16 protein-coding genes, 1 tRNA gene and 1 pseudogene are annotated in these 13,052 nt (G+C 58.3%); 6 read left to right on the top strand and 12 right to left on the bottom strand.

Features of this window, described 5'->3' with window-relative positions; all coding sequences use genetic code 11:
* Genes ACP2YP_RS07095 through ACP2YP_RS07080 form a run of 4 tightly spaced genes read right to left on the bottom strand, consistent with a single transcriptional unit; the run spans position 1 to position 3,408 of the window.
* The gene (locus ACP2YP_RS07095; RefSeq protein WP_426423249.1) at positions 1-1,350 is read right to left on the bottom strand and encodes a hypothetical protein; all 1,350 of its coding nucleotides are present in this window, start codon (positions 1,348-1,350) and stop codon (positions 1-3) included.
* A gap of 39 nt (positions 1,351-1,389) precedes the next feature.
* Entirely contained in the window at positions 1,390-1,803 is a 414-nt protein-coding gene (locus ACP2YP_RS07090) for a DUF6527 family protein (RefSeq protein ID WP_426423248.1), read from the bottom strand.
* Complete coding sequence (locus ACP2YP_RS07085) at positions 1,800-2,981, bottom strand: ThiF family adenylyltransferase (protein ID WP_426423246.1); 1,182 nt, start codon at positions 2,979-2,981, stop codon at positions 1,800-1,802. Before ACP2YP_RS07085 ends, ACP2YP_RS07090 begins: the two co-directional genes overlap by 4 nt.
* Positions 2,956-3,408 (bottom strand): multiubiquitin domain-containing protein, encoded by a 453-nt coding sequence (locus ACP2YP_RS07080; protein WP_426423245.1) that lies wholly within the window; start codon positions 3,406-3,408, stop codon positions 2,956-2,958. The genes ACP2YP_RS07085 and ACP2YP_RS07080 overlap by 26 nt, the downstream gene beginning before the upstream one ends.
* A 134-nt stretch (positions 3,409-3,542) precedes the next feature.
* On the opposite strand from ACP2YP_RS07080, the gene ACP2YP_RS07075 reads away from it, so the two are divergent.
* Positions 3,543-3,923 (top strand): helix-turn-helix domain-containing protein, encoded by a 381-nt coding sequence (locus ACP2YP_RS07075; protein ID WP_426423244.1) that lies wholly within the window; start codon positions 3,543-3,545, stop codon positions 3,921-3,923.
* A gap of 30 nt (positions 3,924-3,953) precedes the next feature.
* Here ACP2YP_RS07075 and ACP2YP_RS07070 read toward each other — a convergent pair whose 3' ends face one another.
* Positions 3,954-4,253 (bottom strand): hypothetical protein, encoded by a 300-nt coding sequence (locus ACP2YP_RS07070; protein ID WP_426423242.1) that lies wholly within the window; start codon positions 4,251-4,253, stop codon positions 3,954-3,956.
* Between the two features lie 136 nt (positions 4,254-4,389).
* Positions 4,390-4,890, bottom strand: a complete 501-nt coding sequence (locus tag ACP2YP_RS07065; protein WP_426423241.1) for a hypothetical protein — start codon at positions 4,888-4,890, stop codon at positions 4,390-4,392.
* A gap of 704 nt (positions 4,891-5,594) precedes the next feature.
* On the opposite strand from ACP2YP_RS07065, the gene ACP2YP_RS07060 reads away from it, so the two are divergent.
* Together ACP2YP_RS07060 and ACP2YP_RS07055 are read left to right on the top strand one after the other, a co-directional pair.
* A complete protein-coding gene (locus tag ACP2YP_RS07060) occupies positions 5,595-6,446 on the top strand; it encodes a type IV toxin-antitoxin system AbiEi family antitoxin domain-containing protein (protein ID WP_426423240.1) in 852 nt (283 codons plus the stop codon).
* A pseudogene (locus ACP2YP_RS07055) lies at positions 6,433-7,340 on the top strand (nucleotidyl transferase AbiEii/AbiGii toxin family protein). Before ACP2YP_RS07060 ends, ACP2YP_RS07055 begins: the two are co-directional and overlap by 14 nt.
* A gap of 138 nt (positions 7,341-7,478) precedes the next feature.
* Here the strand turns inward: ACP2YP_RS07055 and ACP2YP_RS07050 are convergent.
* Together ACP2YP_RS07050 and ACP2YP_RS07045 are read right to left on the bottom strand one after the other, a co-directional pair.
* Positions 7,479-7,922, bottom strand: a complete 444-nt coding sequence (locus ACP2YP_RS07050; RefSeq protein ID WP_426423239.1) for a YbgC/FadM family acyl-CoA thioesterase — start codon at positions 7,920-7,922, stop codon at positions 7,479-7,481.
* A gap of 22 nt (positions 7,923-7,944) precedes the next feature.
* Positions 7,945-8,100 (bottom strand): hypothetical protein, encoded by a 156-nt coding sequence (locus ACP2YP_RS07045; protein ID WP_426423237.1) that lies wholly within the window; start codon positions 8,098-8,100, stop codon positions 7,945-7,947.
* A gap of 151 nt (positions 8,101-8,251) precedes the next feature.
* Between ACP2YP_RS07045 and ACP2YP_RS07040 the strand changes: the two genes are divergently transcribed.
* Together ACP2YP_RS07040 and ACP2YP_RS07035 are read left to right on the top strand one after the other, a co-directional pair.
* Positions 8,252-8,327 (top strand) — tRNA-Ile (locus tag ACP2YP_RS07040).
* Positions 8,328-8,759: 432 nt separating this feature from the next.
* Entirely contained in the window at positions 8,760-9,875 is a 1,116-nt protein-coding gene (locus ACP2YP_RS07035) for an MFS transporter (RefSeq protein WP_426423235.1), read from the top strand.
* Positions 9,876-10,209: 334 nt separating this feature from the next.
* Here ACP2YP_RS07035 and ACP2YP_RS07030 read toward each other — a convergent pair whose 3' ends face one another.
* From ACP2YP_RS07030 to ACP2YP_RS07015, 4 genes are all read right to left on the bottom strand, one after another.
* Positions 10,210-10,404 (bottom strand): hypothetical protein, encoded by a 195-nt coding sequence (locus tag ACP2YP_RS07030; RefSeq protein ID WP_426423233.1) that lies wholly within the window; start codon positions 10,402-10,404, stop codon positions 10,210-10,212.
* 85 nt (positions 10,405-10,489) lie between these two features.
* Positions 10,490-11,692 carry a sterol desaturase family protein gene (locus tag ACP2YP_RS07025; RefSeq protein WP_426423232.1) on the bottom strand — a complete coding sequence of 401 codons (1,203 nt, stop codon included), beginning with the start codon at positions 11,690-11,692 and terminating at the stop codon, positions 10,490-10,492.
* Between the two features lie 161 nt (positions 11,693-11,853).
* Complete coding sequence (locus ACP2YP_RS07020) at positions 11,854-11,988, bottom strand: DUF2442 domain-containing protein (RefSeq protein WP_426423230.1); 135 nt, start codon at positions 11,986-11,988, stop codon at positions 11,854-11,856.
* 182 nt (positions 11,989-12,170) lie between these two features.
* Complete coding sequence (locus ACP2YP_RS07015; protein WP_426423229.1) at positions 12,171-12,293, bottom strand: hypothetical protein; 123 nt, start codon at positions 12,291-12,293, stop codon at positions 12,171-12,173.
* 173 nt (positions 12,294-12,466) lie between these two features.
* Between ACP2YP_RS07015 and ACP2YP_RS07010 the strand changes: the two genes are divergently transcribed.
* Positions 12,467-12,757 carry a hypothetical protein gene (locus ACP2YP_RS07010; protein ID WP_426423228.1) on the top strand — a complete coding sequence of 97 codons (291 nt, stop codon included), beginning with the start codon at positions 12,467-12,469 and terminating at the stop codon, positions 12,755-12,757.
* Positions 12,758-13,052: the final 295 nt, after the last annotated feature.

Below are 13,052 nucleotides of genomic sequence, written 5' to 3'. Positions count from 1 at the left end.
CTAGTCCTCACTGTTCGAGTTCCCGGTGCCGAATTTCCTCCAAAAGAAGCGAGGGTTCAAGCGAGCATCGAAGTAGTGCTTGCGCTTTACCCACACAAATCCCTCGTGGCGAGAAATCACGGCAACGTCGATTGGACCACCTACAGTTTCTAATTCTGCCGAGGCGCGCCGCTTTATGATGGTTATGTTCACGAGGGCCTCAGCGAGGTTTGCCATCTCCTGTTTCGGCATCAACCGTACCATGTTCTCGATGCTGTTGAAGAACATATCCTTCAACTCTTCGCTGGCCTTCTCCAAATATCGTCTTCCGATCGTTTCAGACCAAGATTCCAGAGTTTCCCTGAGCTGCTTTTTCCGTGCAGAGCCTAAGCCAACTTTCGAGCTGATAATCGGTCCGAGGTCAGCGATGGCGTCCAAAAAATACTGAACGATTGCAGCTTCAAACTCATCATCAATCCCGAATAAGAAGCGGTTCGCCACATCGGGTTGGGCAAAGGGAACTACGGTGCCCTGGTTTGCTGCGTGGTCGACGTCGTAGTATCTGCCTTCCAGACACCGCAATCGATTCCCGATGACCCCATCGATGGTGACATTGTGGAGCGATGGAAATTGCTCAGCGTCGCCAAAACCTGCGAATACAAGCCCGGTGTGGTCATCGGTGCAAACATGACGGCTGAAAACATCAAAGACATACTTACGCAAGATTTGTTTATCCGCGTCGTCTAATTCGTACGTTCCGAATCTCTCCACCGCGACGCCATCGATCAGGGCGGCCTTGCTCACAAGCCAGTCATTCAGCGTCGTTTCGTCCAGTATCTTCGCATGATCCGGGCTGGCCGCCTTAAGTTTGTCGACGTTGCTAATGCTCGCCAGCTCGCGGAGTGCCAGCGTCTTATCGCGCATCACCTCCGGCAAACTTCGCTTTATCTTTTCGCGAAGTAAACGCGTCTGCGGCTTTCCGACGAAGGGAAATATCTTGTTACGAAATGCTCTGGCAGTATCCCCAAGGATAACCTTAACATTCTCTATGAATTGATCCTCCTGTTGTTGGGGGCTCGGCATACGATGCGTGTAAAGCCAATCGAAAAAACATTGCGTCCAATCCGACACATTGCCGCAGGCGCTATCCCCTTTCGCCTTTCTAAAATCCTTGACGAGCACCTCCCAGGGATACCCGTAAAAATCCAAGGAATTGTAGATCATCAGCCCGATCGGCTTCGTTTCCGAAATTTCAAAGAGCTTGTTCTCCGAGAGATACGTCTTAGAGTTTTGACCGTGGCCGATCGTCACGGCGCTATCAGCGGCAAGCGCGACCGCACTTCGATTGAGTACCGCAATTTCCGCCGTCATGATTACGCCCTCCTACCCTGCAAGACGGCAGGTTGACTTTTAGCTGCCGCGCAACCATTCTAGGAAACTGCGCTTGATTCTGGGAGTCGGTTTTTTCTTGCTGTCGCGACTGCCCTGTTCAGTTGAAGGCAAAAGACCGTCGCGTAGCCGCTCCGCCACAATTTCCTCCTCAGACGGCTTGGCCACCCAAACGACTTGATCGCTCTTGACGAAGTAGTGAGATTGGCATGGCAGACTATAGCTGCCGACCGATGGATACAGCGAAACCGATTCACCGTCGAAGGTCACGGACCACCCTCTTCTGCTCAAGGGCGTCACGACTTTATTGCCGCAGCCGCAAAAGCAACTATGGGCAGAGGTGGCATACGGAATTGAAACGTAGACCACGCCGGGGGCGAGCGCTTCGGGTATGAACTCAACAAACTCGTGTTTGATTTTGAAATCTCGCGTCATTGGTCTTCGTTCGCTATATCGTTGCCGCCGATAGTGTAGGTACTGAAGAACTCGGCCTCTTGGTCCAAATAAAAGCCTCGCAGCCGTTTCCATCGGATGACGGCCAGCGCAGCGTTCAGAGCGTTTAGGTCCGCGATCTGAATATTGAGATCATAGTCATTCGGCTCTGCATTGCAGGCGAACGGTATGCGTCTCTTCGACCAAACATGATCTCGTTTACCTTCGATACTCGTGGTCGTGCGAACGATCCCGCCCAGCGAGCTGTCGCTAACGTAAAGACCCATACCAACATCAATAAAGGGGACCTTAGATTTTTCTAGGCTCTTCACGATCGCCGCTTTCTCGCCCCCTTCCATGCACAGGAAGACAAAATCGAAGCCTTCGAGCGAGCCCACATTCTCCGCGGTCACATACTCCGGATGCGTGACGATACCCTTGCGCATCTTGCTGTAGAGCTGCCCGAAATAGTCGACCTTCAACGGCTTTTGCGCGAGTTCGTTTCCAGATGCGGCGCCGGGCGCCCTGAAGGCGTTATGCTGGAAGAAAACGTCGCCGTCGAACAGATGAATCTCTTCGATCGGCGCTTTTGCCAGGAGATCGAGGACATATCCTCCGCTTCCGCCCAGTCCAACGATCCCAACTCTTTTCACGCGTAGCTTATCCGAGATCGTCACGATCTCGGCTCGGCTCGACGCCGTATCGATGTAGTGAAACACTGATCCCGCATCTTCATCAGCGATAACCGGAAATGTCCTGGCCGTCGATTGGGGATCGATGCTGCGCGCCGGCCCGCCGACGATATCGGCATAGGTCGTCATCTTGTCATAGTAGTTTTCGTACCGGCCTGTCGGCTGCGGCTTCGCAGAAAACGTTCGATCGGCCGTAATCTCCTCATCGATGCGTACGGGCGCATCGTTGTTTCGAATACGCTCGATTGCTCGCCCGAGTTGATCGCACGGGTACTCACCACCGAAATGCATCGTGTGACTATCGGGCGCCTGCGTCCTGTCGTTCGACAACAACAGTGCGCAGGCCAAAAATCCCCTTTTGAGCTCCCTGTTCGAATTTACGTAGGGCACGTCGTGCATGATCAGGAAGCCGTTCCTGACCTGCACGTTGTACCCTTCATCCCTCAATCGCTTGAGGTCGGGACTAAGATCGAACAGTCTGCGTGACATCAAAGATCATTCCGTTTTTGATCCGCACCGTTTCGCCCTCCAAGAGGGTGCCACTTGGATTTTGCCGCGGCCCGTGACGATATCGGACGGTAAACATTACATTGTCGCCTGTCGGAAGCGCTGGAAACCCAAGTTTCACGATTTCATCGAACGTGACCTTGGTTTCGGTCACCTCCTTCTTCTGCCCGTTGATGATGATGGTAATGGCCTTCTGCGAATGGAAGTGTTCATCCTCCTTTAACGTGACGACCGAGCTATCCCGCAGGATTAGCTCATCCTCTTGCTCGCCGTCGACCTCACGGAACAGGTCCCGATGTTTCGGGATATTCGCGAGGTCATGCAGGGCAACCCCCGTTGTCGGGTTCGGTGACGGATACTCCTGCCGGTCGATGTGAATGCGCACTGTGGTGGTGTGGTGACCGTCCATTCTGCTCTCCGTAGTGATCTGAGTTGGCGTTTAATATAGAACGCTTGCTTGAAAAATCAAGCACCATCACGCATGCTTGACTTATTTAGCAGAATGGTCTAGATATCTGTAAGATTTCAACCGCTTGGCCCGCCATGAAAAAGACCCCCACTCCATCAGCCGGCCCTAGCCTTGGCGCCTACTTGTCATCGATCAGGGCTGACCGCGGCCTGACGCTTCGCGAAGTGCAGGAAAAAACGGGAGACGCAGTCTCGAACGCGTACTTATCCCAGATAGAGAGGGATTTGGTGCCCAAGCCCTCAGCGCGTGTTTTGGGCGCCTTGGCCGACGTCTACAGAATTGATGGCGTTAATCTGTTGGAACGAGCTGGATATGTGGAGAAACCTAAGCGCGAACTTCTCCAGCGGCGCGCGGGAAGCAGTGCGTTCGCGGATCACAACCTGACCCCCGATGAAGAAAGCGCGATGCTCGAATATCTTCGCTGGTACCGACATCAAAACCGACCAAGGAAATAGTTGAGACGCCTTCTCGCGGTGCCGCGGTCACTACCGCCGCACCTCGTGCCTGAACTTGAAGCGCTCCTTGAAAGCATTCATGTCGGCCAGCAAGAGCGAATCCACCACCTTAGGCAACGCGCCTTCGGCAACCAGTTCGAATCCGTCAAACAGGACCAACAACTCATTCGACGGCACGCCCACATAGATGTCATTGACGCCGGCCTTCACCTTCGTGGAGACCATCATGAACTCGCGATGCCGCTCGGCGTTGGCCATCTGCAGATCGCCAAGTCGATCCTGATACGGACCGTACTCTGCCCACTTAAACTGTCGTTTTCCCCAAAACATGCCGGATCTCCGATTCGGTTACGATGCGCCAATAATACCATCAGGCGCACCCCGACCGGACTGTGAGTAGAAATGTGAGTAGAAATGTGAGTAGGATATCGAGAATAACATAAATTAGCGAAACGAAATCAGTCATTTAGGTTGCTAGTGTGATGACGGCCAGGCGGGGAGACTTATTGAATTTGCTCGCGAATTTCATCGGAATCGAACCCGCCTTCGAACCAGGAATCCAAATTTCGAAACGCCTAACGCGGGTTGTCGGCTGGTCGCGGACGTTGAACGATTTGTCCGTCGCGAAGGGGCAACGCCGTTGAAGCCATTGGACGGTCAATTCCTCATGTTTTTTGTCGTCCTCCCAGCTCAGTGTCACCCAATTTGTTGATGTTGGATACGAGATCAGGATCCGGCTCGGTCGATATCTTGCGCCGATCAAGGATGGATGCTTGCTCAGATCAGGCGCTTCGAGCAGCAACTCGAAGCGAAAGCCCATGATGTTAATCGCCAAGGCTTTGATTTCGTCATGGTCATCTGTCAGCGGCTGGAACTGAAAGCGCGGGGTGTCTTCCGCGATGTCGCCCGTGTTCATAGTGCAGTAGAGCCCTGCCCCTTCCGGCCAATGCCGGGGGTCGTCAAGCATGTCGAGAATTGCCTCATCCCGCGAGAACGCGCCCGACGTTGTCTTCCGCGTGCCAGGTTCCGGGACACGGCTGCTGCTTTGGCGGTTTTCAAAATCCAGCGTTCGAGGTCATGCCCGGATAGAATGGCGTGTCGTGAACCGGCATCATGTTCGAGATACGATTTGAGCGACGCAAAGAAGTAATGGGCGGAGGCATCGAGCGGGCTCAGCGCGCTGTTGTGCTTGGTACAAAGGTATTTTGCCTGCGGTGGCGCCACGATCTTCGTTTCGCCCCGCCTCCAGCCACGGAACGCCTGAGATCGAAGACTCGCCGTCACCCATCAATACGCGACAGACGGAATCCGAAATGATGTGTTCGGCCGAGATGGGTGCAACGCAGGATCCCAGCTCCTTCATGTAGCATTTTTCGACCCGTCCCGTGGCAGGTAGCGCTTTAAGTCCGAGGACAGCGGGCGGCTTGTGCCAGCCCTGCCCGTTGGAGCAACAGAGACGCGCAGTCTTCTGCGAGCCGCATGGACACCGCCCGTTTAAGACCGCTTCCCTTTTTCGCTTCGCTTCACCGATGGTGGCGGATTGGAGATCGAATGTGATTGGCGTGACCTGGCAGGCAGGTTTTGATTATGAGTTTTCTGCATAGTCTGGCTTAGCAAATTTGCCAATCTATAAACTTGCTTATGGTTTGATATATAGTTATATTGCTAAGCATGACTGAGCATTCTGGAGGAAAGCTAAACTTTCTTGAAAACACCCTCCCGGAAGGCCTGTTGGTCGATGCCGGGTGGATGACGAAGCACGGCTATTCGACAGGCCTGCGCAGCCAATATGTCTCGGCTGGCTGGCTGGTTCAGCCAACGCGTGGAACTTTCAAACGCCCGCTCGGCACCCTGACATGGCAGAAGGCGGTCATATCGCTTCAAACGCTGCTTGAGCACCCCCTGGTCGTCGGAGGGCGAACAGCGCTCGAACTTCAAGGGTTTTCGCACTACCTCAGGGCCAGCGGTCCGACGGTTGTTTATCTTTACGGTCCGGGCGCTCCGCCCGGATGGCTCTCCAAGCTTCCGCTCAAAGAACGCTTCACATTCCGCAAGAGCACAACGCTCTTCAAAGCCGACCCCGTGACGAAGGGGCTCAAGAACGACGCGTGGAATGTCCAGAGCAAAACCGGCGCAGCTGCTGATGAATTCCAGGCAGGACCATTCAAGCAGATATGGGGCGAGGGCGAATGGCCGCTGACCGTCTCATCGCCCGAACGGGCGTTGCTTGAACTGCTCGACGAGCTGCCGCATAGCGAGAGCTTCCACCAGGTCGACATGCTTGTTGAGGGCTTGCGCAACCTCAGTCCCCGCAAGCTGCAAAAGCTGCTGGACGATTGCAGAAGCGTGAAAGTCAAACGGCTGTTTTTCTGGTTCGCTGACCGGCACAACCATTCATGGCTGAAGCAAATAGACCGTGACAAGGTCGATTTGGGGAAGGGAAAGCGCATGCTGGTGAAAGGCGGAAGGCTCGATCCGAAATATTTGATCACCGTGCCGGAGGATCTCAGTGCCCCTGTCTGAGCGCTATCAGCATCAGGTCGCGCTGCTGATCGAGACCCTGCCATTCGTTGCGGCGGAAACGGACTTCGCTGTCAAAGGCGGGACCGCGATCAATCTATTCGTGCGCGACATGCCGCGTTTGTCTGTCGATATCGACCTGACCTACCTTCCTGTAGCCGGGCGGACGGAATCGCTGGTCGCGATCGATGCGGGCATGAAACGAATGGCGGTCGCCATTGGCAAGGGAATTCCGGGCGTCAAGGTGAATGAGGTCGTGAACCGCGCGGAAGGCATCGTTACCAAGTTGACACTTCAAAGGGCTGATGCTCAGATCAAGGTCGAAGTCACTCCCGTTCTTCGCGGATGCGTCTTCGATCCCGAGATGCGATCCGTACGTCCGAACGTCGAGGAGAACTTTGGTTTTGCGGAGACACAAGTCGTCTCGTTTTCCGACCTTTACGCAGGAAAATCGTCGCCGCCCTTGACCGCCAACATCCTCGCGATCTTTTTGACATCCGCGATCTTCTGGCGAATGAGGGCATCAGCGACGACCTGAGGCGCGCTTTTATCGTCTATCTCATCAGCCATGACCGGCCCATTTCGGAGGTTGTGGTGCCGCGGCGAAAGGATATCCGCAAGGAATTCGAGCACGGCTTCGAGGGTATGACCTCAGATCCAGTCTCGCTAAATGAGCTATTGAAGGCCCGGGAGGACTTGATCGCCGAGGTATCTGGAAAGATGCCGAAGGAGCATCGGGAATTTCTGATCGGATTCAAGCTCGGGAAGCCACATTGGGCTCTGTTGGGCGTCGATGGAGCGGCAGAGCTTCCCGCAGTCCGATGGAAGCAGATCAATCTTGATAAGCTGCGTGCCGCAGATCGCGAAAAGCTTGTGACTCAGTTGATCGCAGTGTGACTGCATTGTGGTGCATTCGGGCCGTAAGCAGACGGGCATCCAGTAGGGCTGTGGAGTAGGCTCGGTCGCTATAGGATAAAGCGGGAGCCCTCATCGTATGGGTCGATGGACGATCAGGGCGTGAACGAGGAGCAGATTTTATCTATGCGCTTCCATAGCAAGCCGCAGCGTCTTGGGAATGCGCTGCGCTCTTCCGCCTGCGACAAACGCCACACGCACACGCGCCATAACTAGGAGATCGCTTCCGCGCCTGCACTCCTGTAGCAAGTCAATTGACGCGCCCCTCACCTCTTGTGGGAGCGTGACGACGTCAATGACGTCGTCCAAGACCGCCGGCTTTAGAAAATCGATTGTCATCGAACGGACGACGAAGGCAAAGCCGGGCGCATCGTTCCGAGCTTCTTCGAGCAGCGCTTGCTGATTGGTTCCGAGCAGGCGCAAGTAATTCGTTCTGCCGCGCTCCATGAACCGCAAAAAATTTGCGTGATAAACAATTTGGCCGGAATCTGTATCTTCAAAATAGACCCGGACCTGCATGTGATGGCGTCCGCCGCGAATTTGGCCGTCAAGAGTGGCTGTCACGGTGCGGTTCCTCTGCTGCGCTTCAGGAACCATTGTCTTGCACAGAGGCGCTTTTCTGAGCAAGCGGCAAAAATCTCGAGCTTGGCTCCTGCAGTCGGAAGCTCAGCGCCGCCACCGAATCGGCGAACGCCATTGTTTCAGCGACGAGCGCATCGAGTTCGCTCTTCCAGTCATGCATTGACGTCCCCCGCACGGCTCGGCCACCCTAACCGCGGATTGCTTGCAAGACCTAGTTCGTTCGAAGCGATATGGGATTGCCGGAATGCCGGCCACCCGGTAAACGATCGCGGCACGCCGTCCGGCCGCCTTTCAGCGATTGCCCGCGGCGGGGGCCTGTAGCTCAATGGTTAGAGCCGGCCGCTCATAACGGTCTGGTTGCAGGTTCGAGTCCTGCCGGGCCCACCAAGAACATCAGTAGTAGGAGGTAGTAGTATCTTGCTTGGTCTTCGTTGCCGGCGGCGCGACGACCGCACCAGATACGTGCACTTTTCGTTCGTGGCGGCGGTTCGCGCTCGACTTTCACGGCCGTGCTTTTCCTTGCAGCAAGTGCCATGTCCGCGAGAGGTTCAATCTCGGAAATGGATTTTTGGGTCTCAGTGGTCCGCGAAGGGCCAGAAGGCGACTTAGCTACGCAGTATGATGGCGACAACTACGCATCCGGGGCCCGAAGGCAGAAATTGGCGATATGCAGGATCCTTTGGTCAAGCCGAGATCGCGGCTTGCTTCGCGGGATCTTCGACGTGACACTGGCTGGATGCAATCGTCGGATCCGGAGGTCCCGTGGAATCGAAATGGCGAATTCTAGCGCTGCTTTTCACGGCGCGTTGCGTCATGGGCATGCAGTTCGAAAGCGTGGGAGCGCTCGGCCCGCTGCTTCGAGCGGAGGGCCTCGATTATGCCCGGCTCGGCATCCTGGTCGGCGCCTATCTGGCGCCCAGCGTCCTAGTTGCGCTTCCTGGAGGAATAGTGGTCCAAAGGCTCGGCGAACGAACTACGCTTCTCCTGTGCGCGGCGCTGATGTTCGCCGGCGCCGTCGTCGATCTGTCGAGCGACTGGAACGCGCGCCTGCTGGCCAGAGTCATCGCGGGCACGGGCGGGGTGGTGTTTACCATCGCTGGCACCAAGATGATCGCCGATATGTTCGCTGGTAGGCAGTTCGGCCTTGCGATGGCGGCTCTCGCCGGCTCGTGGCCGTGCGGGATAGCGCTGGCGTTGATCGCGTTGCCGCCGATCGCGGACAAGTTCGGGCTGATCGGGGCGTCGGTTGCACTGGTGATCCTGACCCTGATGGCGCTAATCCTATTGTTCGCGCTGCCGAAGCAGGCGCGATCGGGCGCGCCGTTGTCCGCGGCCTTCCCAAGCGCGGCCGTCACGGCTGCGGTGGCCATTGCAGGCTTCGTCGGGGGCATTGCCAACGCCACTTTCGCCAATGCGTTTGCGTTCGGTCCGTTGCTCCTCACCGAGAGGGGCTATACGGCCGAGATCGCCGCCTCTCACGTCAGCGTCGCGCTGTGGGTCACCATCGCGGCCATCCCAGTCGGCGGCGCGCTTGCGATCCGGCGAGGCCCCGGCATCTGGATCGCTGCCGCATCCCTGCTGCTCGCTGCGGTCGGGATGGCAGCCGTTCCGGTGTCCGACCACGACGTTCTCATCTTCGCAGGACTGGGGCTGGTGGCCGGCCTATCCGGAGCCACGTTCGCCAGCCTGCCGTCATGGGCGCTTCCCGTCCAAGCGCGCGCGGTCGGAATGGGAATCTTCTTCTCCGCGTTCTACGGAAGCATGCTGGCGTTGCCGCCGATCGCGGGCGTGTTCGCGCACCGCGCCGGCGGTGCTGGCATCGCCTTCGACGTCGCTGCGGTCGCTCTTTTTGTCGCCATGCCGCTGCTCGGGGGCTTCGCCGCGCTGGTTTCCGCGCCCCGGTCGGCTCCGGCGGTCGAGGAAGGCGCGGCCTAAGGGCGGTGTGGGACCGCCTCAATCACGGATATGCCGGGGGCCGGCGAAGCTTACGCCCATTATGGCGCAGACGATCCGGGCCTGCTCTTCCCTCAGGACCCGGCCGACGATCCCTTCGGGAGCGAGCGAAACTGGTGAAATTCAAAGCAACCGCAGCACCTTGGCGAGCGTGAGCCTGTCGTTTCTGGCTTCGATCAGGAGGGCCGTCGGACGTCCTGTAGGGAGTGGAAATTTCTTGGTGCGCAGTCGCGAGAAATTCGCTGCGTACAATTTTACTGTGGCGCATATTCCGTATCAGCAGTGCACATGCGGGCGACCTCGGCGCGGTCGCGAATTATCTGAAAAGCGAAGCGGCCGTGCCCGTATGGCTGATTGGAACCAGCATGGATACCTTTTCGGCAGCGAGCCACGTGCGCAAGGGCCAGACCGTCACCGGCTCGCTGGCGACGTCGATGATCGGCGCAAGCGGGGCGGTGGCGAGTTCGCCCGCTTCGACCTGGAACGTGACGGGCTCGACCTTCTCCCGCACGGCGCCGGCGCTGGCCCTCCTTCCGGAGAACGAGCCCGGTTCGTCGCGACGGGGGCGTCTAGGTTTCGTTCCGGCCTCCGATCGGTCAGGCCGCCGCCGGGGCGGGCCGTCGCTCGCGGCGAAGCGCGAGCAACCAGATTCCGGCGGCGAGCGCGCCCGCTGTCGCGACGGCGCGGGCCGCCGTCGGCAGCGGCAGGCCGAACCAGTCCGGCAACGCCATCGAGGCCAGCGCGAGCGCGCCCAGTCGCACCGTTTCGGCGGCGAAGGCGATCCGACTTCCTTCCATGACGCCGCCGATGGTCATGCATGAAACCAGGATGACAATGGAATAGGTGACGGAGACCTGCACCGGAAAGGCTTCGAAGCCGGAAAGGAAATGCAGAAGCATCGCCATCGTGAGCGTATATTGGACTGCGCCGTAGGCGGCGACCGCCCGCGGCGTCTCGGGGTCGTAACGACGCACGACCGACGGATCCATCGGTTCTGGCGCCTGCATTCTTCCGAACCAGACGGCTAACTTGCCGGCGAGCCCGCGAGCCGCGCGGGTCTGCCGGATCAGATCCGCGTACACCTGAAGGTTGCTCCAGAGCGGGTTCAGGCTCCGCAGCGGTTTGCGCACCCCGTAGGCGATCTTTTCGCCGTCGCGCTCGTCGACGAAGGTGCCGAACATCCGGTCCCAGAGGACGAAGATCCCGCCGTAGTTCCTGTCGATGCAGTAGTCGTTCTGACCGTGATGCACGCGATGGTTCGACGGAGTGACCAGGATGCGGTCGAGCACGCCGAGCCGGCCGATGAGTTCGGTGTGGACCCAATACTGGTACAGCAGATCGACCAGCCCGACGATGATATACATGATCGGCGGAACGCCCAGCACGGCCATCGGCAGGTGAAATATCCAGGTGAACAGCGCGGCGGTCGCGGGCTGCCGCAACGCGGTCGAAAGGTTGAAATATTCCGACGAATGATGGACCACATGGCTGCCCCAGAGCACGGGAATCTCGTGGCTGAAGCGGTGGTACCAGTAGTGAGAAAAGTCGTAGAGCAGCAACGCGGCGACCCAGGGCAGCAAGCTGTCGCGGCTCCATTCGACGAGGTGGAAGGCCTCGTAGACGGCGACATAGAGGGCGACGTCGATGAGCTTGGCGAAGCCGCCGATGGCCTGGCTCAGTACGCCGTGGTGCAGGCTCGTGATGGCGTCGGGTACGTCGTAGACCCCGCGACGCCCCATCCGCCACGCGATCGCCGCCTCGACGAGGATCGTGACCATGAAGACCGGAATCGCGAACATAAGCATTTTCACGTGGCGCCTCCCCTATTCCCTCACGGCGGAGTCATCGATGGCAGTCGCGGGAGGGTATGGTGGACGGGCGGATTCCGTCAATCCTCGGCGCATCGATCCTTGGAAGCGCCAAGGATCGGGCAACCGGACGCCATGAGGAGACGTCCTAGCTAGCGCGGACGGGGCGCCGCCGGACGGCCTTCGATCATGCCTTCGACGGAAAGGTCCTCGTCGAGATCGGGCCAGTGGATGCCGGTCAGCATCAGGACGTGGTTGTCGCGCTGCTCGGCGGTCGCCTTGCGCATCCGGCAGCGGCTCGTCCTCCTGGAGAGACAATAACTCGCGGGGTCAGCCGGCGATCGACCGGATGAGATTGCCCGTGCGCTCTCAGCCGAAGGGCTGACTACTTCAAAGAGGCCGCCTGCGGGCGGCCTCGTTCGTCGCCGGTACCCACGCCTCCGATCTGCGGCGGCTATCGGTCTCTCAGCTACCGCCGGAACGACCGCTCGATGTCGCGCAGGAGAGCCACGGCCGCGTCAGTATAGCGCCCGTAGGACAATTGCTGATCCGCAAGACTGGCGGACGCCAGTACAAGAGCAGCTATGGCCATGCCCTTGATCATGTCGACCAGGGTAGCCGGAGCTGGTTAAGGACGGGCTAAATGACATTGCAGCTCGGTAGCCCCGGCTTGGGTCCCAGTGGGCCGGCGCTTCGCTCGCAATGACAGCCGCCTGCCTACCGGACAGACCCCCATTGCCGCCTCCATGATCGTGCCTCGCACGATTGACTCTCGGCGCACGTCAAAGGACGATCCTGCCGCCGGCAAACGGGGCGAACTGCTTGATGATAGATCGGACGAACCTGCGCTATCTCCTGCGACTGCTCGAACATGGTCAATTTGAACGTCGCCCGCGCGGTGGCTGGCGCTTCGGCACCAAGGTGATCAGCGAGGCGGCTGTCGAACGGCTGCTTGCCAGCGGTCGCGTCGAGATCGTCGGCTCAAAGGTGAAACTGAAAACAACGCAGCCGATACCAAGTCCGAGCCAATCTCGAAACGAACGGCCGCCAGCCTAAGTTCGACCGGCTGCTCCGCATCCTGGACCGCGACAGCCTCCGCGACGCCATCACCGAGTCTTGGGCGACGCGCGGGTGCATCCCAGACCGAGAGTGAATCTCCCAAGTCGCGAGTTATGAGAGTTGGCGCGGCTCGGACGGTGACTCCGAGCGCACTTCGTAGGGTACCCCACTTCGCTGATGGGCCACTAACGGCCATCAGAATTGGTGTCCGACGCCTCTTGATCATGGTCGTCGACCAATCGTCGCCGCCGACGACGAAAGGCGCGGATACATTCAAACCCATATAGCTGAC

Source organism: Bradyrhizobium genosp. A (assembly GCF_049949275.1).
GTDB lineage: Bacteria > Pseudomonadota > Alphaproteobacteria > Rhizobiales > Xanthobacteraceae > Bradyrhizobium.
The sequence above is the reverse complement of the archived record's forward strand: the minus strand, read 5'-3'. Positions and strand labels throughout refer to the sequence as shown.